At 54.6% G+C, this 21759-nt stretch carries 16 protein-coding genes; 8 read left to right on the top strand and 8 right to left on the bottom strand.

The window, feature by feature from the left end:
• Positions 1-37: 37 nt before the first annotated feature.
• Entirely contained in the window at positions 38-907 is an 870-nt protein-coding gene (gene speE, locus AB6731_RS14270) for a polyamine aminopropyltransferase (RefSeq protein WP_014168661.1), read from the top strand.
• Positions 908-1702 carry an adenosylmethionine decarboxylase gene (gene speD / locus AB6731_RS14265; protein ID WP_014168660.1) on the top strand — a complete coding sequence of 265 codons (795 nt, stop codon included), beginning with the start codon at positions 908-910 and terminating at the stop codon, positions 1700-1702.
• Between the two features lie 31 nt (positions 1703-1733).
• Here the strand turns inward: speD and yacL are convergent, their stop codons facing one another.
• The gene (yacL, locus tag AB6731_RS14260) at positions 1734-2096 is read right to left on the bottom strand and encodes a protein YacL (protein WP_014168659.1); all 363 of its coding nucleotides are present in this window, start codon (positions 2094-2096) and stop codon (positions 1734-1736) included.
• A gap of 188 nt (positions 2097-2284) precedes the next feature.
• Entirely contained in the window at positions 2285-4882 is a 2598-nt protein-coding gene (gene acnB, locus AB6731_RS14255; protein WP_020882592.1) for a bifunctional aconitate hydratase 2/2-methylisocitrate dehydratase, read from the bottom strand.
• A 412-nt stretch (positions 4883-5294) separates the two neighbouring features.
• Here acnB and AB6731_RS14250 point away from each other — a divergent pair, with 412 nt between their 5' ends.
• Together AB6731_RS14250 and AB6731_RS14245 are read left to right on the top strand one after the other, a co-directional pair.
• Positions 5295-6824, top strand: coding sequence for a DUF3300 domain-containing protein (locus tag AB6731_RS14250; RefSeq protein WP_371006493.1), 1530 nt, complete (start codon positions 5295-5297; stop codon positions 6822-6824).
• A 10-nt stretch (positions 6825-6834) separates the two neighbouring features.
• On the top strand, positions 6835-7626 hold the full coding sequence (locus AB6731_RS14245) for a DUF2950 family protein (RefSeq protein WP_134179270.1): 792 nt from the start codon (positions 6835-6837) through the stop codon (positions 7624-7626).
• A 54-nt stretch (positions 7627-7680) separates the two neighbouring features.
• Here AB6731_RS14245 and lpdA read toward each other — a convergent pair whose 3' ends face one another.
• The 4 genes from lpdA to pdhR all read right to left on the bottom strand — a co-directional run bounded on the left by lpdA (position 7681) and on the right by pdhR (position 14765).
• Entirely contained in the window at positions 7681-9105 is a 1425-nt protein-coding gene (lpdA, locus tag AB6731_RS14240; RefSeq protein ID WP_020882589.1) for a dihydrolipoyl dehydrogenase, read from the bottom strand.
• Between the two features lie 198 nt (positions 9106-9303).
• Positions 9304-11199, bottom strand: a complete 1896-nt coding sequence (aceF, locus tag AB6731_RS14235) for a pyruvate dehydrogenase complex dihydrolipoyllysine-residue acetyltransferase (RefSeq protein WP_014168654.1) — start codon at positions 11197-11199, stop codon at positions 9304-9306.
• A 14-nt stretch (positions 11200-11213) separates the two neighbouring features.
• The gene (gene aceE / locus AB6731_RS14230; protein WP_014168653.1) at positions 11214-13877 is read right to left on the bottom strand and encodes a pyruvate dehydrogenase (acetyl-transferring), homodimeric type; all 2664 of its coding nucleotides are present in this window, start codon (positions 13875-13877) and stop codon (positions 11214-11216) included.
• A gap of 123 nt (positions 13878-14000) precedes the next feature.
• Positions 14001-14765 carry a pyruvate dehydrogenase complex transcriptional repressor PdhR gene (pdhR, locus tag AB6731_RS14225; RefSeq protein WP_013095596.1) on the bottom strand — a complete coding sequence of 255 codons (765 nt, stop codon included), beginning with the start codon at positions 14763-14765 and terminating at the stop codon, positions 14001-14003.
• A 537-nt stretch (positions 14766-15302) separates the two neighbouring features.
• On the opposite strand from pdhR, the gene aroP reads away from it, so the two are divergent.
• The 3 genes from aroP to AB6731_RS14210 all read left to right on the top strand — a co-directional run bounded on the left by aroP (position 15303) and on the right by AB6731_RS14210 (position 19196).
• The gene (gene aroP, locus AB6731_RS14220) at positions 15303-16673 is read left to right on the top strand and encodes an aromatic amino acid transporter AroP (RefSeq protein WP_014168651.1); all 1371 of its coding nucleotides are present in this window, start codon (positions 15303-15305) and stop codon (positions 16671-16673) included.
• 164 nt (positions 16674-16837) lie between these two features.
• A complete protein-coding gene (locus tag AB6731_RS14215; protein ID WP_309163743.1) occupies positions 16838-18235 on the top strand; it encodes an MFS transporter in 1398 nt (465 codons plus the stop codon).
• A gap of 10 nt (positions 18236-18245) precedes the next feature.
• Entirely contained in the window at positions 18246-19196 is a 951-nt protein-coding gene (locus AB6731_RS14210) for a family 43 glycosylhydrolase (protein WP_050737498.1), read from the top strand.
• An 18-nt stretch (positions 19197-19214) separates the two neighbouring features.
• On the opposite strand, the gene ampE is transcribed toward AB6731_RS14210, so the two are convergent.
• Complete coding sequence (ampE, locus tag AB6731_RS14205) at positions 19215-20069, bottom strand: beta-lactamase regulator AmpE (RefSeq protein ID WP_371006492.1); 855 nt, start codon at positions 20067-20069, stop codon at positions 19215-19217.
• A gap of 9 nt (positions 20070-20078) precedes the next feature.
• Positions 20079-20630, bottom strand: coding sequence for a 1,6-anhydro-N-acetylmuramyl-L-alanine amidase AmpD (gene ampD / locus AB6731_RS14200; protein ID WP_371006491.1), 552 nt, complete (start codon positions 20628-20630; stop codon positions 20079-20081).
• 87 nt (positions 20631-20717) lie between these two features.
• Here ampD and nadC point away from each other — a divergent pair, with 87 nt between their 5' ends.
• A complete protein-coding gene (gene nadC, locus AB6731_RS14195) occupies positions 20718-21611 on the top strand; it encodes a carboxylating nicotinate-nucleotide diphosphorylase (protein ID WP_371006490.1) in 894 nt (297 codons plus the stop codon).
• Positions 21612-21759 lie beyond the last annotated feature (148 nt).

Below are 21759 nucleotides of genomic sequence, written 5' to 3'. Positions count from 1 at the left end.
TGAGCGTAACGGATGTTAACAAAGGAGGAGTCCGCGTATGGCCGACCACACGTTGTGGCATGAAACACTGCATGACCAGTTTGGTCAGTACTTTGCCGTTGATAACGTGCTCTATCATGAGAAAACCGATCACCAGGATCTGATCATCTTCGAGAATGCCGCCTTTGGCCGCGTGATGGCGCTGGATGGTGTCGTGCAAACGACCGAGCGTGACGAGTTTATCTATCATGAGATGATGACCCACGTCCCACTGCTGGCACACGGGCATGCGAAGCATGTTCTGATTATCGGTGGTGGTGATGGCGCAATGCTGCGTGAAGTCTCCCGCCATCAATCCATCGAAACCATTACGATGGTGGAGATTGATGCCGGCGTGGTCTCTTTCTGTCGTCAGTACCTGCCGAACCATAACGCCGGTAGCTATGACGATCCGCGCTTCAGTCTGGTCATTGATGATGGGGTTAACTTCGTTAATCAGACGACCCAGACCTTCGACGTTATTATCTCCGACTGTACCGACCCGATCGGTCCCGGCGCATCGCTGTTTACCTCCGATTTCTACGAAGGCTGCAAGCGCTGCCTGAAGCCGGGCGGGATTTTCGTGGCACAAAACGGCGTCTGCTTCCTGCAGCAGGATGAAGCCCTCGACAGCCACCGCAAACTGAGCACCTATTTTGGCGATGTCAGCTTCTATCAGGCCGCTATTCCGACGTACTACGGCGGGATCATGACCTTTGCCTGGGCGACAGATAACGACGTACTGCGCCATCTTTCCACCGAAATTATTCAGGCCCGCTTCCACCAGGCCGGTCTTACGTGCCGTTACTACAATCCGGCAGTTCATACCGCAGCGTTTGCCTTACCGCAGTACCTGCAAGACGCATTATCCACTAAGGGGGTGAGCTAATTGAAAAAGCTTAAACTGCATGGCTTTAACAACCTGACCAAAAGCCTGAGTTTTTGTATTTACGATATCTGCTATGCCAAAACAGCGGAAGAACGCGATGGTTACATCGCCTATATCGATGAACTCTACAATGCCAACCGTCTGACCGAGATCCTGTCAGAAACCTGTTCGATTATCGGCGCGAATATCCTGAATATCGCCCGTCAGGATTATGAACCTCAGGGTGCCAGCGTCACGATTCTGGTCAGCGAAGAGCCGGTCGACCCTCAACTTATCGATAAAACAGAACATCCTGGCCCGCTGCCGGAAGTGGTCGTCGCCCATCTCGATAAAAGCCACATTTGCGTGCACACCTACCCGGAAAGCCATCCTGAAGGCGGTCTGTGTACCTTCCGTGCCGATATCGAAGTGTCGACCTGCGGCGTGATCTCCCCGCTGAACGCGCTGAACTATTTAATCCACCAGCTGGAATCCGATATCGTGACGATTGATTATCGCGTGCGAGGCTTTACCCGTGACATTAACGGCATGAAGCACTTTATCGATCACGAGATCAATTCCATTCAGAACTTTATGTCCGACGACATGAAGTCGCTGTATGACATGATGGATGTGAACGTGTATCAGGAAAATATCTTCCATACCAAGATGTTACTTAAGGAGTTCGACCTTAAGCACTACATGTTCCATACCCGACCAGAAGATTTAAGCGAAGAAGAGCGCAAGGCCATTACTGACCTGCTCTGGAAAGAGATGCGCGAAATCTACTACGGCCGCAATATTCCGACCGTGTAAGCCGCGCTGGGAGCAAGGACGCTCCGGTGTGCTATTTCTGTTTCATGAACGCCCGGTACGCCGTCACGACTTGTAAAAAGTCTTCTACGCCGCACAGCGACAGACTCTCTTCATCGTAGTAGCTCATCCCCTCTTCCATCTCATCACCGGAGAATTCAAGCTGGTTGGCACGCACCATCACCTCTTCGCCATCCATCCACAGCGTGTATTCGTGCCCGGCACGTTGCCAGGAGCGTTCACTGCCTTTCACCGTATTTGCCGCCTGTTCAACTTCGTCCAGAAGGGCGAGATTCTCTTTCACCTCTTCGTTGAACCAGTGTCCAACGGCTTCGTGGCCCATCGACATACGCACTTTCACCACTCCGGTGATGTCGCGCAGAAATTCGTAATCCATAGTATTTTCCTCTGCAAAGCCATTACGCTAATTATCGCAGCAGAGAAGAAGAAAAAAAGCGTGGGAGGCAGGAGGAATGAAAATAAAAAGGTGAGAGCAAGACCTTGCGGTCTGATGCCCTCACCCTGTCCCTCTCCACAGGAGAGGGTGCAAACACAAAACCGCCTCCGCGGAGACGGTTTAGCTGTTTATACCGCTGTCTGGAAGATAACCCCGTCAGCCTTCTCGGTGTACTGAGAGAGCTGGTCGAAGTTCAGATAGCGATAGGTATCTACCGCCGTCTTATCCACCTGAGCCACAAAGGTCTGGTACTCTTCCGGCGTTGGCAGTTTACCAATCAGTGCCGCAACCGCCGCCAGCTCCGCAGAGGCCAGGTAGACGTTAGCACCGGTACCTAAACGGTTCGGGAAGTTACGGGTAGAGGTGGAAACCACCGTCGCACCGTCAGCCACGCGCGCCTGGTTACCCATACACAGGGAACAGCCAGGAATTTCGATACGCGCACCGCTCTTACCGAACACGCTGTAGTAGCCCTCTTCGGTCAGCTGAGCCGCATCCATACGGGTTGGCGGAGCCACCCACAGACGCGTTGGCAGCTGGCCTTTGTGGGTATCCAGCAGCTTACCGGCAGCACGGAAGTGGCCGATGTTGGTCATACAGGATCCGATGAACACTTCGTCGATCTTGTCGCCCTGAACGTCGGAAAGCAGACGCGCGTCGTCCGGATCGTTTGGTGCACACAGGATTGGCTCTTTGATATCCGCCAGATCGATGTCGATCACTGCCGCGTATTCTGCGTCAGCATCGGCTTCCAGCAGCTGTGGATCCGCCAGCCATTTTTCCATGCCCTGGATACGGCGCTCCAGCGTACGACGGTCGCCGTAGCCTTCTGCAATCATCCACTTCAGCAGCACGATGTTAGAGGTCAGATACTCAATAATCGGTTCTTTGTTCAGCTTGATGGTACAGCCAGCAGCAGAACGCTCCGCGGACGCATCGGTCAGTTCGAATGCCTGCTCGACTTTCAGATCCGGCAGACCTTCAATTTCCAGAATACGGCCAGAGAAGATGTTTTTCTTCCCTTTCTTCTCAACGGTCAGCAGACCCTGTTTGATGGCATACAGAGGGATAGCATGCACGAGGTCACGCAGGGTGATACCCGGCTGCATTTTGCCCTTGAAGCGCACCAGAACCGATTCTGGCATATCCAGCGGCATCACGCCGGTCGCAGCAGCAAACGCCACCAGCCCCGAGCCCGCCGGGAAGGAGATACCGATTGGGAAACGGGTATGGGAATCACCACCGGTACCGACGGTATCAGGCAGCAGCATACGGTTCAGCCAGGAGTGAATAACACCATCACCCGGACGCAGCGACACACCGCCGCGGTTCATGATGAAGTCAGGCAGCGTGTGGTGCGTCGTCACGTCAACCGGCTTCGGATACGCGGCAGTGTGACAGAAGCTCTGCATCACCAGGTCAGAAGAGAAGCCCAGGCACGCCAGGTCTTTCAGTTCATCACGGGTCATTGGGCCAGTGGTGTCCTGAGACCCCACGGAGGTCATCTTCGGTTCGCAGTACGCGCCAGGACGGACACCGGCGACGCCGCAGGCGCGACCCACCATTTTCTGCGCCAGGGAGTAACCACGATTGCTTTCCGCCACATCTTTCGCATGACGGAACACGTCGCTGTGCGGCAGACCCAGCGCTTCACGCGCTTTGGTCGTCAGGCCACGACCGATGATCAGCGGAATGCGGCCACCGGCACGCACTTCGTCAATCAGCACGTCGGTTTTCAGCTCAAAACTCGCCAGCAGTTCGTTGGTTTCGTGGTTGCGCACTTCACCTTTGAACGGGTAAACGTCAATCACGTCGCCCATATTCAGGTTAGAGACATCCACTTCGATCGGCAGTGCGCCCGCATCTTCCATGGTGTTGAAGAAGATTGGCGCAATTTTGCCGCCCAGCACCAGGCCGCCGCCACGTTTGTTAGGCACATGAGGGATGTCATCGCCCATGAACCACAGTACGGAGTTGGTCGCAGACTTACGGGACGAACCGGTACCCACTACGTCACCGACGTATGCCAGCGGGAAACCTTTTTCCTGCAGGGCTTCGATCTGTTTGATCGGGCCAACGCTGCCCGGCTGATCCGGCTCAATACCTTCACGGGCGTTTTTCAGCATCGCCAGCGCGTGCAGAGGAATATCAGGACGAGACCACGCATCCGGTGCCGGAGAGAGGTCATCGGTGTTAGTTTCACCGGTCACTTTGAAGACGGTAACGGTGATTTTTTCAGCCAGTGCAGGACGGTTCAGGAACCATTCGGCATCGGCCCAGGATTGCATAACCTGTTTCGCGTAGGCGTTGCCGGCTTTGGCTTTTTCTTCCACATCGTAGAAGTTATCGAACATCAGCAGCGTTGAGGAGAGCGCTTTGGCGGCAATCGGTGCCAGCGTGTCGTTATCCAGTGCGTCAATCAGCGGATGAATGTTGTAGCCACCCTGCATGGTACCGAGCAGTTCAATAGCTTTTTCAGGAGTAACCAGTGGAGAGGTTGCTTCGCCTTTGGCGACGGCGGCAAGGAATCCGGCTTTTACGTAGGCAGCTTCATCTACGCCAGGCGGTACACGGTTGATCAACAGATCTAACAGGAATTCTTCTTCGCCCTTAGGCGGGTTCTTCAGCAGCTCGACGAGCGCGGCCATTTGGGTTGCATCTAAAGGTTTGGGTACAATTCCCTCGGCGGCACGTTCTGCTACGTGCTTACGGTATTCTTCTAGCACGACGGTTCTCCTCGCTCTCATTGTCATATGCGGCGGGCGTTCTCTTCACGCTCCTGTGAGACAGCAGTTTGTAGGGTAAATGCCCGATACCGCGTCGGGCAGCATAGCAGGATTTCTGCACAGTGTTAATCCGTTTACAAAAAAGCAACATTAAAAAATTTGCTGAATCGTTAAGCATGGTGTAGCGGGCAGGTGCAACGAATTCTGACTGCAAAAACCGTGAGTGCGACCTTCTGAATATTCCGGCGGCATTTCAGCCATCCGATATAATTGTGTAATAAATACTCACACTCTTTATCCGGACGTACCGGATGATTCCCCACAAAAGTCAAAACAGTAAAAGACGGGTGATTGATACTCACGCCAACCGTAACGCCTCACGGCACAGCGCTTGTCTCGTTGGAGTCATTTTATGAAGTTGCCCTTTAAGCCACAACTGCTTGTCCTTCTGTGCAGTGCCGGGCTGTTTGCCGCCTCAGGCGTCATGTTCGTTAAAAGCCGCGCAACGGAGCCTGTGGCTCCTGCCCCCGTCGCACAACAACCGGCTGCGCCGCCTGCCGCTCAGCCAGCACCGGTCGTCGCGCCAGCCTACACGGCCGCGCAAATTGATCAGTGGGTTGCCCCCATCGCGCTCTACCCGGATGCCCTGCTATCGCAAATTTTGATGGCTTCGACTTACCCGGCCAACGTCATCCAGGCGGCACAGTGGTCAAAAGACAACCCTAAACTGCAGGGCGATGCCGCCATTCAGGCCGTGGCGAATCAACCCTGGGATCCGAGCGTGAAATCACTGGTGGCGTTTCCTCAGCTGATGTCCCTGATGGGCGAAAATCCACCCTGGGTGCAGAGCCTGGGCGATGCGTTTCTCGCGCAGCCGAAAGATGTGATGGATTCCGTGCAACGTCTGCGTTTGCTGGCGCAGCAAACCGGTGCATTGCAATCAACACCGCAGCAAACGGTCACCACCGAGACAAAACCGGCCCCGGCGAAAACGGCCACCAGCCAGACAACAAGCACCGCCACGACGTCAGCCCCGACGGTCATTAAAATTGAGTCTGCCGACCCGCAGGTGGTTTACGTTCCCACCTACAACCCGAATACCGTGTATGGCACCTGGCCGAACACCGCTTATCCGCCCGTCTATTTACCGCCCTCCCCGGGAGAGCAGTTTACGGACAGTCTGGTCAAAGGCTTAGGGTTCAGCCTGGGCGTGGCGACCACCTACGCTATTTTCAGCAACATCGACTGGGATGATGACGATGACTGGGATCACCACCATGATGACGACTGGGATCACCACGGCGGCTATAACCGCAACGGTGATAACAACATCAATATCAACGTCGAGAACTTTAATAAAATCAGCGGCCAGCGCCTGACAGACGCCAACCGCACCTGGCAGCATAACCCGGCCTATCGTGAAGGAGTGCCCTATCCCACCAACACGCTCAACAATCGCTTCCACTCAACGAACACGGCAACGGGGCTAAGCGCGACGCAGCAAAAACCGGTCAACCGGGACAGCCAACGGCAGGCTGCGCTGAGCCAGATGGAGAAATCGACGGGAAAAACCTTCCCGCAAACCGCGCGTCCGGGCACCAAAGATGCACAGCGTCAGGCGTCAACCGCCCAGCTGAAGCAAATTTCCCAGCGCAACAACTACCGGGGCTACGACACCAAACCGCAAACGTCACAGCGGACAGCCGCTAAGACGCGAGACAGCCGCCCGACCACCACGCAAAGGCAAGAGAAACGGGTTTCGCAGCCTGCGCGGAGTAGCCAGCCGCGCGCCAATGCGCTCAGCGGTAACGACAGTCGTTCCGCCAACTGGCAAGCCCAGCAGCAGCGAGGCGCCCAGAGCAGGCAACAGGCTGCCCGCCATCAGCAACCGCGCCAGACGTCTACCGGGCGTGCTGAACACCGTGAATTCCGTCACCGTTAAGGAAGCCGACATGAAAAGCAAATTACTCAGTGGGATCGCGTTATTCATGCTGTCGGCCGCCGCAATGGCGCAGCAATCTTTCAGCACGCCAGACCAGGCAACCGATGCGCTGGCCAGCGCCATCAGTGAGCAAAATGAAAGCGCGATGAACACCCTGCTCGGTGAGAACTGGCGTGATTTCCTGCCGCCGGAAGGGGTGGATCCTGATGCCGTGGATCGCTTCCTGCGCGACTGGAAAGTGCGGCACAATACGGTCGTTGACGGGAATAAGGCACATCTGGTGGTCGGTGCCAGCGACTGGCAGCTACCGATTCCGGTGATCAAAACCGCCTCTGGCTGGCAATTTGATATCAAAGAAGGGGCTGAAGAGATCCTGACCCGCGAGATTGGCCGCAACGAACTCGCCGCCATCGAGGCGCTACACGCGTATGTGGATGCACAGCAAAGCTATTTTGCGCTGAACCAGAAATATGCGCAGAAGATTGTCAGCTCAGCCGGCAAAAAAGACGGCTTATACTGGCCGGCGTCGCCCGGCGAAGCCCCCAGCCCACTCGGCCCGGCCTTCAGCCCGAAAGAACCCGGCACTGGCTATCACGGCTACCGTTTTCGCATCCTGCCGGATAAAAACGGTTTTGCCATGGTGGCCTGGCCAGTCAGCTACGGCCAGACGGGCGTGATGAGCTTTGTAATAAACCAGACCGACAAGGTGTACCAGTCGGACCTCGGCAGCGAGTCAGAGAAGAAAGCGCAGGCGTTACCTGCTTATCACCTGGATCACACCTGGCAACCGGTCGCCCCATAACGCAGGCAAAAAAAAAACGCCTCCGGAGGAGGCGTTTCGCAATCATGAAGAAACTTATTTCTTCTTCGCTTTCGCGTTAGGCAGGTCGGTGATGCTACCTTCGAACACTTCTGCCGCCAGGCCAACAGACTCGTGCAGAGTCGGGTGAGCGTGGATAGTCAGCGCGATGTCTTCAGCGTCACAACCCATTTCGATAGCCAGACCGATTTCACCCAGCAGCTCGCCGCCGTTGGTACCGACAATCGCACCACCGATCACACGGTGAGTCTCTTTGTCGAAGATCAGTTTGGTCATACCGTCTGCGCAGTCGGAAGCGATAGCACGGCCAGAAGCAGCCCACGGGAAGGTGGCGGTTTCGTAGCTGATGCCTTTCTCTTTCGCTTCTTTCTCAGTCAGACCTACCCATGCCACTTCTGGCTCGGTGTAAGCGATAGATGGGATCACTTTCGGATCGAAGTAGTGTTTCATGCCGGCGATAACTTCAGCGGCAACGTGACCTTCGTGAACACCTTTGTGCGCCAGCATTGGCTGACCGACGATATCGCCGATAGCAAAGATGTGCGGCACGTTGGTGCGCAACTGTTTATCAACGCGGATGAAGCCACGGTCGTCCACTTCCACGCCTGCTTTGCCCGCGTCGAGGTTTTTACCGTTCGGCACACGGCCGATAGCCACCAGCACGGCGTCGTAACGCTGTGGTTCGGCAGGGGCTTTTTTGCCTTCCATGGAAACGTAAATACCGTCTTCTTTTGCTTCAACGGCAGTCACTTTGGTTTCCAGCATCAGGTTGAACTTCTTGCTGATACGTTTGGTGAAGACTTTAACGATGTCTTTATCGGCAGCCGGGATAACCTGGTCGAACATTTCAACCACGTCGATCTCTGAACCCAGCGCATGGTACACGGTACCCATTTCCAGACCGATGATACCGCCACCCATAACCAGCATACGCTTAGGTACGGATTTCAGCTCCAGCGCATCGGTGGAATCCCACACGCGTGGATCTTCATGTGGAATGAATGGCAGCTGAATTGGACGGGAGCCCGCAGCGATGATCGCGTTGTCGAAGTTGATAACGGTTTTGCCGTTTTCGCCTTCCACTTCCAGGGTGTTCGCGCCGGTGAATTTACCCAGACCGTTGACCACTTTCACTTTACGGCCTTTGGCCATACCTGCCAGACCACCGGTCAGCTGAGTGATAACTTTCTCTTTCCAGGTACGAATCTTGTCGATATCGGTTTTCGGCTCGCCGAAGACGATACCGTGTTCAGCCAGTGCTTTGGCTTCTTCGATAACTTTCGCAACGTGCAGCAGAGCTTTAGAAGGGATACAGCCTACGTTCAGGCAAACACCACCGAGGGTGTTGTAGCGTTCTACGATTACGGTTTCCAGACCTAAATCAGCGCAACGGAAGGCAGCAGAGTAACCCGCCGGGCCTGCCCCAAGTACCACGACCTGAGTTTTGATTTCAGTACTCATCATGACCTCTTATTGATTTCCGGCGGTCCAGGTACTTGTCGCCCTTCATCCACCGGGACGTTCTATCCGCCCGCAGTTTACAAAATTGTTAACAATTTTGAAACAACAAACGGCTCACGAATTGTCGCTTTTCGCCAATAACCTCACAGACCACATGAGATTAACAGAAAAAAGCCGGCCGACTGGCCGGCTTTTCGATTACATCACCAGGCGGCGAATGTCGCTCAGGGTGTTGTTGATGATGGTGATGAAACGCGCACCATCAGCACCGTCGATCACGCGGTGGTCGAAGGACAGAGAGATTGGCATCATCAGACGCGGCACGAACTCTTTGCCATTCCATACCGGTTCCATCGCGGACTTGGACACACCGAGGATAGCCACTTCCGGCGCGTTAACAATCGGTGCGAAGTGGGTAGTACCCAGGCCGCCGATGCTGGAGATAGTGAAGCAGCCGCCCTGCATTTCGCCGGCAGTCAGCTTACCATCACGCGCTTTTTTGGAGATGGTGGTCAGTTCACGGGACAGCTCAGTGATGCTCTTCTTGTTCACGTCTTTGAAGACCGGAACAACCAGACCATTTGGCGTATCAACCGCAACACCGATGTTGATATATTTCTTCAGCGTCAGCTTCTGGCCATCTTCGGACAGGGAGCTGTTGAAGCGTGGCATCTGCTCAAGCGCCGCAGCAACGGCTTTCATGATGAAGACGACTGGGGTGAATTTCACGTCCAGTTTACGCTTCTCAGCTTCAGCATTCTGCTGTTTACGGAACGCTTCCAGATCGGTGATATCCGTTTTGTCGAAGTGCGTAACGTGCGGGATCATCACCCAGTTACGGCTCAGGTTGGCACCAGAGATTTTCTGGATACGACCCAGTTCCACTTCTTCGATTTCACCGAACTTGCTGAAGTCCACTTTCGGCCATGGCAGCATGCCCGGGATACCGCCGCCAGCGGCAGCAGCAGGGGCAGCTTCAGCGCGTTTCACCGCGTCTTTCACATAGGCCTGAACGTCTTCGCGCAGGATACGACCTTTACGGCCAGTCCCTTTCACTTTCGCCAGGTTTACACCGAATTCGCGCGCCAGGCGACGAATCAGTGGCGTAGCGTGAACGTAAGCGTCGTTCTCAGCGAACTCAGATTTACCTTCTGCTTTTGCAGCAGGGGCAGCAGCAGGTTTAGCCGCCTGAGCCGGTGCAGCGGCAGGTGCTGGTGCAGCAGCGGCTGCCGGAGCAGCAGCTGGCGCAGCGCCTTCCACTTCGAAGACCATAATCAGAGAGCCCGTAGACACTTTGTCGCCGGTGCTGATTTTGATCTCTTTAACGGTACCCGCGAATGGCGCGGGTACTTCCATAGACGCTTTGTCGCCTTCAACGGTGATCAGTGACTGTTCAGCAGCAACTTTGTCGCCCACTTTTACCATCACTTCGGTGACTTCAACTTCGTCACCACCGATGTCAGGTACGTTGACATCTTTCGCACCGCCAGCAGCAGGTGCAGCGGCCGGTGCCGGCGCAGCAGCCTGAGCAGGCGCGGCAGCAGGTGCAGCACCTGCCACTTCGAAGATCATGATCAGAGAGCCGGTAGAAACTTTGTCACCGGTGTTGATCTTGATCTCTTTAACCGTACCCGCGAATGGCGCCGGCACTTCCATAGAGGCTTTGTCGCCTTCTACGGTGATCAGGGACTGCTCAGCCGTAACGCTATCGCCCACTTTCACCAGGATTTCAGTGACTTCTACTTCGTCACCGCCGATGTCAGGCACGTTGACTTCTTTTGCCGCAGCAGCTGCTGGTGCAGCCGCCGCAGGAGCAGCTTCTTTCTTCTCTTCCTGCGCAGGTGCAGCAGCTGCTGCACCGTCGGCGGAATCGAAAATCATGATCAGTTTGCCAGTCTCGGTTTTATCGCCAACAGAGACTTTGATCTCTTTAACGATGCCAGCCTGAGGAGACGGAACTTCCATAGAGGCTTTATCGCCTTCTACAGTGATCAGCGACTGTTCAGCTTCAACTTTGTCGCCCACTTTGACCAGGATCTCGGTGATTTCAACTTCATCAGCCCCGATGTCCGGTACTTTGATTTCGATAGCCATTCTTCTTTTACCTCTTACGCCAGACGCGGGTTAACTTTATCTGCATCGATGTTGAATTTGGTGATTGCGTCCGCAACCACTTTCTTATCGATTTCGCCACGTTTAGCCAGTTCGCCCAGTGCTGCTACAACCACGTAAGATGCATCCACTTCGAAGTGGTGACGCAGGTTTTCGCGGCTGTCAGAACGACCGAAGCCGTCAGTACCCAGTACGCGGTAATCATCAGCCGGTACGTAAGTACGAACCTGCTCAGCGAACAGTTTCATATAGTCAGTAGACGCAACCGCAGGCGCGTCGTTCATCACCTGAGCGATGTATGGAACGCGTGGCGTTTCCATTGGGTGCAGCATGTTCCAGCGCTCACAATCCTGGCCATCACGCGCCAGTTCAGTGAAGGACGTTACGCTGTACACGTCAGAGCCAACGCCGTAGTCGTTCGCCAGGATCTGTGCCGCTTCACGTACGTGACGCAGGATAGAACCGGAGCCCAGCAGCTGAACTTTACCTTTGCTACCTGCAACGGTTTCGAGTTTGTAGATACCTTTACGGATACCTTCCTCGGCACCTGCTGGCATGGCCGGCATGTGGTAGTTTTCGTTCAGCGTGGTGATGTAGTAGTAAATGTTCTCTTGCGCTTCACCGTACATGCGCTGCAGACCGTCATGCATGATGACTGCCACTTCGTACGCGTAAGACGGGTCGTAAGAGATACAGTTAGGGATAGTCAGAGACTGAATATGGCTGTGACCATCTTCGTGCTGCAGACCTTCACCGTTCAGGGTCGTACGACCAGAAGTACCACCGATCAGGAAGCCGCGAGCCTGCTGGTCGCCTGCCTGCCAGCACAGGTCACCGATACGCTGGAACCCGAACATGGAGTAGTAAATGTAGAACGGGATCATCGGCAGGTTGTTGGTGCTGTAAGAGGTCGCAGCAGCCAGCCAGGATGCGCCTGCGCCCAGCTCGTTGATACCTTCCTGCAGGATCTGACCTTTCTCGTCTTCTTTGTAGTAAGCAACCTGCTCACGGTCCTGCGGGGTGTACTGCTGGCCGTTCGGGCTGTAAATACCGATCTGACGGAACAGACCTTCCATACCGAAAGTACGCGCTTCGTCGGCAATGATTGGAACCAGACGATCTTTGATCGACTTGTTCTTCAGCATCACGTTCAGGGCACGAACGAAAGCGATAGTGGTAGAGATCTCTTTGTTCTGCTCTTCCAGCAGCTGAGAGAAATCTTCCAGCGCTGGCAGTTCCAGCTTCTCGGTGAAGTTAGGCTGACGAGCTGGCAGGTAGCCTTTCAGCGCCTGACGACGTTCGTGCAGGTACTTATGCTCTTCAGAACCTTCAGGGAAGGTGATGTAAGACAGGTTTTCTACCTGCTCATCGGTCACTGGAACGTTGAAACGGTCGCGGATATAACGCACGCCGTCCATGTTCATTTTCTTAACCTGGTGAGCGATGTTTTTACCTTCTGCGGTATCACCCATGCCGTAACCTTTGATGGTATGGGCCAGGATTACAGTCGCTTTACCTTTGGTTTCACGCGCTTTTTTCAGTGCAGCGTAAATTTTCTTCGGATCGTGGCCGCCACGGTTCAGAGCCCAGATCTGTTCGTCAGTCCAGTCTGCAACCAGTGCTGCGGTTTCAGGATATTTACCGAAGAAGTGCTCACGAACGTAGGCACCGTCTTTGGATTTGAAGGTCTGGTAGTCACCGTCAACGGTTTCGTTCATCAGCTGGATCAGTTTACCGCTGGTGTCTTTACGCAGCAGTTCGTCCCAACGGGAACCCCACATCACTTTGATCACGTTCCAGCCAGCACCTGCGAAGATGCCTTCCAGTTCGTTGATGATCTTGCCGTTACCGGTTACCGGACCATCCAGACGCTGCAGGTTACAGTTGATGATGAAGCACAGGTTGTCCAGTTTCTCACGGGTCGCAATGGTGATTGCGCCTTTCGATTCTGGCTCATCCATCTCGCCATCGCCCAGGAAGGCGTAGACGGTCTGTTCAGAGGTGTCTTTCAGACCACGGTGTTCCAGATATTTCAGGAATTTAGCCTGATAGATAGCACCGATTGGGCCCAGACCCATGGATACTGTCGGGAACTGCCAGAATTCTGGCATCAGTTTAGGGTGTGGGTAAGAAGACAGACCTTTACCGTGAACTTCCTGACGGAAGTTGTTCATCTGCTCTTCAGTCAGACGACCTTCCAGGAATGCACGTGCATAGATGCCCGGAGAGATGTGGCCCTGGAAGTACACCAGATCGCCGCCGTCTTTCTCGTTAGCTGCACGGAAGAAGTGGTTGAAACACACTTCGTAAACGGTCGCAGAAGACTGGAAGGACGCCATGTGGCCACCCAGCTCCAGGTCTTTCTTGGACGCGCGCAGAACGGTCATGATGGCGTTCCAGCGGATTGCAGAACGGATACGGCGTTCCAGATCCAGATTGCCCGGGTATTCCGGTTCGTCTTCAACGGCAATCGTGTTTACGTAGTTGCTAGCCCCTGCACCTGAAGCAACCTTCACACCGCCTTTGCGGGCTTCAGAAAGCAGCTGATCAATCAGATACTGAGCACGCTCAACACCTTCTTCACGGATGACCGATTCGATCGCCTGTAGCCAGTCGCGAGTTTCGATCGGATCCACGTCATTTTGGAGACGTTCTGACATGGGGGTATTCCTTATCTATCTAATACGTTGATTTGTCTGGAACCTGTCCCATTGTGCTCTTGGGCAAGAACACAATAAGACAGGTTCTGCGTTTAGTTGCCGCGCTCTAAAAAACCCTGGCGCTTAATCCTTTCGTTGCTGTATGCGGCGTAATGAACGTTCGCGACGCGATTGTTCACGGCTGCGGTCCAGCAAGATTTCCTCAATGAAAGCCAGATGTCGGTGCGACGCTTCGCGCGCCTGCTCCGGTTCCCCGGCCATTATCGCCTCGAATACTCGGGTGCGATGGTTGCTTACCAATGGGAGCATGTCCCGACGGGCATACAACAATTCAAAATTCTGACGAACGTTCTGGGCCAGCATCGGCTCCATGCAGCGTAGCAGATGGAGGAGCACAACATTGTGTGCAGCTTCGGTGACGGCGATTTGATACTGGACAACGGCATTGGACTCGGCGTCTAAATCGCCGGATTGCTGTGCCCGTTCAATGGCCTGATGAAGTTCGCGGATACGCACGCGATCTTCATCAGTGCTACGAAGTGCGGCGTAATAGGCCGCGATACCTTCTAGCGCGTGACGGGTCTCAAGCAGATCAAACTGGGATTCTGGGTGGTCAGAGAGAAGTTCTACCAGCGGATCGCTGAAGCTCTGCCACAGGCTGTTTTGCACAAAGGTTCCGCCGCCCTGGCGACGAAGCAGCAAGCCCTTTGCTTCGAGACGTTGAATCGCCTCACGCAGAGAGGGACGTGAAACGTCGAACTGTTTTGCCAGCTCGCGTTCTGGCGGAAGTTTCTCACCCGGGCGCAGTGTCCCTTCGAGGATTAAAAACTCCAGCTGCTGCTCAATCACATCAGATAGTTTTGGTTGGCGAATTTTGCTGTAGGCCATATTCCCTGTCTTACGCCTTTTTGCCCGGAGTCAATTGGTCTTACCAATTTCAAGTTCGTATCGCTAAAGTAACAAAGTATTCACCTTCTGTCCATATTGGTTTTGATTGAAATCAGTAAACCCTGCACATTTTAACAACCTTACAGAAATAACGTTTCAGAAATGTAACTTCGCACAAATGAGTTAGTTACTCCCTTAGTGGGGGTTTTAACCTTAATGAAACGAGGGTTTTTGCAATCTGAAGCGATTCAACAACGCAAAATATGAAATTTTGCCCACTTACGGAGCATTTCTATTCTATAGGTTGGGGTATGAAGGGTTAGCGGGGTGATTTACAAATGCTTTCTTTTTATTCAACTCGTCATCGCCCCGTCATAAAGCAGGTGCATTCGCTGGCGCTTACCACTATTCTGGCGCTTACGGAAGACATCTCCGCTTTTTTCGGTCTCATTGACTGTAAAGAAATAAATACAGAAAACGGATATTCATAATTACACACGCGTCGCGTGAACATAACAACCACACACGAGGTTTCAAATGGAAGCTCAACAGCACGGCGATCAGCTAAAGCGCGGTCTGAAGAACCGCCATATACAGCTAATTGCACTGGGCGGTGCTATTGGCACTGGACTGTTTCTGGGAAGTGCATCCGTTATCCAGTCTGCCGGTCCCGGCATTATTTTGGGTTACGCCATTGCCGGTTTTATCGCTTTTCTGATTATGCGCCAGTTAGGTGAAATGGTCGTTGAAGAGCCGGTTGCGGGCTCTTTCAGCCACTTTGCCTATAAGTACTGGGGCAGTTTCGCCGGTTTCGCGTCAGGCTGGAACTACTGGGTGTTGTACGTTCTGGTTGCCATGGCTGAACTGACCGCCGTCGGGAAATACATTCAGTTCTGGTACCCGGAGATCCCCACCTGGGCTTCTGCTGCAGCCTTCTTCGTCATTATTAACGCCATCAACCTCACCAACGTTAAAGTCTTCGGTGAGATGGAGTTCTGGTTTGCCATCATCAAAGTGGTTGCCGTCGTGGCGATGATTATCTTTGGCGGCTGGCTGCTGTTTAGCGGCAACGGTGGCCCGCAGGCCACGGTACGCAACCTCTGGGAACAGGGTGGCTTCCTGCCTCACGGCATGACGGGCCTCGTGATGATGATGGCAATCATTATGTTCTCCTTTGGTGGTCTGGAGCTGGTCGGCATCACCGCAGCTGAAGCCGACAACCCGGAACAGAGCATCCCGAAAGCGACCAACCAGGTTATCTACCGTATTCTGATTTTCTATGTGGGCTCACTGGCCGTTCTGCTCTCTCTGCTGCCGTGGACGCGCGTTACTGCAGACACCAGCCCGTTTGTCCTGATTTTCCACGAGCTGGGCGATACCGTCGTGGCGAATGCGCTCAACATCGTGGTGCTGACGGCGGCGCTGTCGGTCTATAACAGCTGCGTATACTGCAACAGCCGTATGCTGTTCGGCCTGGCCCAGCAGGGTAACGCGCCGAAGATGCTGCTCAACGTCGACAAGCGTGGCGTTCCGGTGAACACCATCATCGTTTCGGCGATCGTAACGGCGCTGTGTGTCCTGATTAACTATCTGGCCCCGGAATCGGCGTTTGGCCTGCTGATGGCGCTGGTGGTCTCTGCCCTGGTTATCAACTGGGCGATGATCAGCCTGGCACACATCAAGTTCCGCCGTGCCAAGCATCAGCAGGGCGTGAAGACTCGCTTCCCTGCCCTGCTCTATCCGCTGGGCAACTGGATCTGCCTGCTGTTTATGGCGGGAGTGCTGGTCATCATGCTGCTGACCCCGGGTATGGCAATCTCGGTGTACCTGATCCCAGTCTGGGTTGCCGTTCTTGGTATCGGCTATCTGTTTAGCCAGAAAAGCCGCAACGCCCTGAAAGCTCACTAAGTCTCCCCCGCGGTATCTGCGTTTTGCAGGTACCGCGTGTTGTTACCTCCCTCACAGTTTCACGCCAACAGCGTATTTATCCATATCACCGCCCTGATACTGCAACGCATATATTCGTTTGCCAGCAAATAATTCTCTCCATACCGTAACCCGGAGAGCAGTCTATGGATAACGCTAAACTGTCAGTAAAAGAAAAGATCGGCTATGGGATGGGCGATGCAGGTTGCAACATCATCTTTGGCGCCATCATGTTGTTTGTTAATTATTTTTATACCGATATTTTTGGCCTGGCGCCTGCACTGGTTGGCGTACTGCTGCTGTCTGTCCGCGTAATTGATGCCGTAACGGATCCGATTATGGGGGCCATCGCCGACCGTACCCGCAGTAAATATGGCCGGTTTCGTCCATGGCTGCTGTGGATTGCCTTTCCCTATGCGCTGTTCAGCATCCTGATGTTCACCACGCCAGAGTGGAGCTACAACAGCAAAGTTATCTATGCCTTCGTTACCTATTTCCTGCTCTCTTTAACCTATACGGCAATCAACATTCCTTACTGCTCGTTAGGCGGCGTGATTACCAACGATCCGCAGGAACGTGTTGCCTGCCAGTCCTATCGCTTTGTGCTGGTAGGTATCGCCACGCTGCTGCTGTCGCTGACGCTGTTACCGATGGCCGACTGGTTTGGTGGCGACAACAAAGCCAAAGGCTACCAGATGGCAATGACCGTGCTGGCGCTGATTGGTACCGGTATGTTCCTGTTCTGCTTCTATACCGTTCGCGAGCGTGTACGCCCGGCGGTACAGACTCATGACGAGCTGAAAAACGACCTGAAAGACGTGTGGAAGAACGACCAGTGGGTGCGCATTCTGCTGCTAACCCTGTGCAACGTGTGCCCGGGCTTTATCCGCATGGCGGCCACGATGTACTACGTGACCTGGGTTATGGGCCAGAGTACCCATTTCGCCACTCTGTTTATCAGCCTGGGCGTGGTTGGCATGATGCTCGGCAGTATGCTGGCGAAAGTCCTCACCGACCGCTGGTGTAAGCTGAAAGTGTTCTTCTGGACCAACATCGTGCTGGCGATTTTCTCCTGCGCCTTCTATTTCTTCGATCCGAAAGCCACGGTCACCATTGTGCTGCTCTACTTCCTGCTGAACATCCTGCACCAGATCCCGTCTCCGCTGCACTGGTCGCTGATGGCCGACGTCGATGACTACGGTGAGTGGAAAACCGGTAAGCGCATCACCGGGATCAGCTTCTCCGGTAACATCTTCTTCCTCAAACTGGGGCTGGCGATTGCCGGTGCGATGGTTGGTTTCCTGCTCTCCTGGTACGGTTATGACGCGGGGGCGAAAGCGCAAAGTCCGGATGCCATCAACGGCATTGTATTGCTGTTTACCGTGATTCCGGGCGTCGGGTATCTCATTACCGCAGGCGTGGTACGTCTGCTGAAGGTTGACCGCGAAACGATGAAGCAGATCCAGGAAGACCTCGAGAAGCGCCGCAACAATTATCGCGAGCTGAATAATTATCAGGAACTCAAAGCCGCTGAGACGAAATAAGGAAAGCCGAATGCACACCTGGCCAAACCCGTTTATTGAACAACGTGCCGACCCCTACATTCTGCACCACGAGGGGCTGTACTACTTTATCGCCTCCGTGCCGCAGTACGACAGGCTCGAGATCCGCCGCGCCGACTCCCTGGAAGGACTACGCGATGCCGAAGAGGTCGTGGTCTGGCGTAAACCGGAGACCGGGCCGATGAGCCAGTTGATCTGGGCACCGGAACTGCACCACATTGACGGTAAGTGGTATATCTATTTTGCCGCCACCCATACCCAGGCGCTGGACAGCCTCGGTATGTTCCAGCACCGTATGTTTGCGCTGGAGTGTGCGGACCACGATCCCCTCACCGGGACGTGGATCGAGAAAGGCCAGATTACCACCCCGTTCGACACCTTCGCACTGGACGCCACCACGTTCGTCCATCAGGGAAAACGCTGGTATTTGTGGGCACAAAAAGCCCCGGATATCTCCGGAAACTCCAACCTCTATCTGTGCGAAATGGCGAATCCGTGGACGCTCAAAGGCGAGCCGGTGATGCTCAGTAAACCGGAGTATGACTGGGAATGCCGCGGATTTTGGGTCAACGAAGGTCCGGCAGTGCTGTTTCACGAAGATAAGCTGTTTATCAGCTACTCCGCCAGCGCTACGGATGAGAACTATTGCATGGGGTTACTGTGGATAGACATGAACGCCGATCCGCAAAATCCGGCGAACTGGCATAAAGCGTCGCGTCCGGTTTTCCGAACCAGCGTCGAGAATCGTCAGTTTGGGCCCGGGCATAACAGCTTCACACAAACGCCGGAGGGAGAGGACGTGCTGGTCTACCACGCGCGAAACTACACCGAGATTGAAGGCGACCCGCTCTATGACCCGAATCGTCACACGCGTCTTAAATGCGTGCGCTGGGACGAAAACGGGATGCCTGACTTTGGCATCCCGCCTGCTGATACGCTCTGACCGGTACGGCGCGCTGGCTTAGACCAGCGTGCCGTAAATGGTCAGCAACGCCACGACCACGACCACCACAAACGACGTTTTCTTCGCCATGGAGACAGCCGCTTTCGGCGTTTCAATCTTGTCGGTATGCGGCTCACGCGCCAGCGAGAACTGCGCCAGACGTGTTAATACCTGATACTGAGACATGTGGCGGTCGGCAAGCGAAGCAAACCATGCTGGCAGCGCTTTTTCACCGTGGCCAATTAACGCATAAACGACGCCCACCAGACGTACCGGGAGCCAGTCCAGCACATGCAGAATGGCATCGATTCCCGACAATAAACGTTCATGCGGGGTAAGGTAACGGGCAAGCCAGGTCTGCCAGGCGCGCAGAAACGCATAGCCCATCAGCAGTACCGGCCCCCACGGACCGCCCACTACAAACCAGAACAGCGGTGCCAGGTAGTAACGGAAGTTGATCCACAGCAGCGCATTTTGCAGTTCGCGCAAAAATTCACGCTCATCGCAATCCGGCGGCACGCCGTGGATCATCGTCAGCTCGCTCGCCATGGCGCCCCGCGCATGGGCATCGTCACGGGATGCGGCTTTCAGATAGGCGTGGTAGTGCATACGCACCTTGCCCGCGCCAATACAGAGCACGCCGAGCAGGATCCACACCACCAGCAGCGGCACGTTGAAAAAGAGGCCGTAAAGCGAACGCAGCAGTAAAAACGTTATAACCATCACGCCAGCGGTCATCAGCAGCGTGCGCAGCATGGAAAAATGTTTAATCCGGCGGAAAAGCACCTCCAGCCGGTGATCCAGATGCCAGTGCTCACCGAGTTTGAACAGGCGTTCAGCGATGATAACCAGCAGCATGGTAAACAACGTCATGTTATCTCCTTATTCTGACGACGCGGTAAGCATGGCGCGAAACCGGGGCCAGTCAAAAGCCGGGCCGGGATCGGTTTTTCTCGCCGGGGCAATATCGCTGTGTCCCGTAATATTCCCGGCTATCGCGGGATAGAGCTCGATCAGCGTTTGGGTTACAGCCACCAACTGTTGATACTGTGAATCGGTGTAGGGGGTGGTGTCAGTGCCTTCCAGCTCAATCCCGATGGAAAAATCATTGCAGCGTTCGCGTCCCTGGTACATCGACACGCCGGCATGCCAGGCGCGCTTATCAAAAGGGACGTACTGAACCACTTCGCCGTCGCGACGGATCAGACAGTGAGCCGACACGCGCAGATGCGCAATCTCAGCAAAGAAAGGATGGGCATCAGGATCCAGGGTCCCCGTGAATAACGCGTCGATCCACGGGCCGCCAAACTCACCCGGCGGGAGACTGATATTATGAACAACCAGCAGTGTGGGCTTTTCATCCTCCGGGCGGCAGTCGTGGTGCGGCGAGGGCACATCCCGCGCATCCACCAGCCATCCGTTTTCTAACAACATGCTGGAACTCCTTATGTATGGTGCTGTTACTCGGTTCAGAGTAGCATGTTTCAATATTATGATTCGTTACCAATTTGGAGTTTTATCATGCCGCCTCGCCGTTACAACCCCGACAACCGACGTGAAGCGCTTCTGGAACGTATTAGTATGGATATTCCGGCAAGCGTTGCCCATGCCCTGAAAGAAGATCTGGGCGGTGACGTCAGCGCCGACAGGGATATTACCGCACAATTATTGCCAAAAGAGACTCGCTCACATGCGGTCATTATTACGCGCGAAGAGGGCATTTTTTGCGGTAAGCGTTGGGTTGAAGAGGTCTTTACCCAACTGGCAGGCGATGAGGTGCAGATCACCTGGCATGTCGACGACGGTGATGCGATTACGGCAAATCAGCCGCTGTTCGAACTTCATGGACCTTCCCGTGTACTGCTGACCGGCGAACGAACCGCGCTGAACTTCGTGCAGACGTTGTCCGGTGTGGCAAGCGAAGTGCGTCGCTACGTTGACCTGCTGGCGGGTACCCGCACGCAGTTGCTGGATACCCGCAAAACGCTACCGGGTCTGCGCACTGCGTTGAAATACGCGGTGCTCTGTGGCGGCGGTGCAAACCATCGTCTGGGGTTGTCTGACGCGTTCCTGATTAAAGAGAACCATATCATTGCCTCAGGATCCGTGCGTCAGGCGGTCGAAAAAGCCTTCTGGCTGCATCCGGATGTGCCCGTCGAAGTGGAAGTCGAAAACCTGGAGGAGCTGGAGCAGGCTATCAAGGCCGGCGCCGATATCATCATGCTTGATAACTTCGAAACCGGGCAGATGCGCGAGGCGGTAAAACTGACCAACGGCAAAGCCCAGCTTGAAGTATCCGGCAACGTGACGTTTGATACGATCCGTGAATTCGCCGAGACCGGCGTTGATTTCATCTCCGTTGGGGCGCTGACCAAGCACGTTCGCGCCCTCGACCTCTCGATGCGCTTCAAATAATGTCCCTCCCCTCTCGTTGCGGAGAGGGGAAATTCACTCCCGCTCGCAAAACCATTGCCCTACCCTGCAACACGCCACGAATTCCCTGAAAGCCCCTTCACGTTCTTTTTTTTGCCCCTCGTTTCTGCGCTGTCTCACTGCCAGAGTA

It is taken from the genome of Enterobacter sp. RCC_40 (assembly GCF_041360735.1).
In the GTDB taxonomy this organism is placed as follows: Bacteria; Pseudomonadota; Gammaproteobacteria; order Enterobacterales; family Enterobacteriaceae; genus Enterobacter; species Enterobacter ludwigii.
The sequence above is the reverse complement of the archived record's forward strand: the minus strand, read 5'-3'. Positions and strand labels throughout refer to the sequence as shown.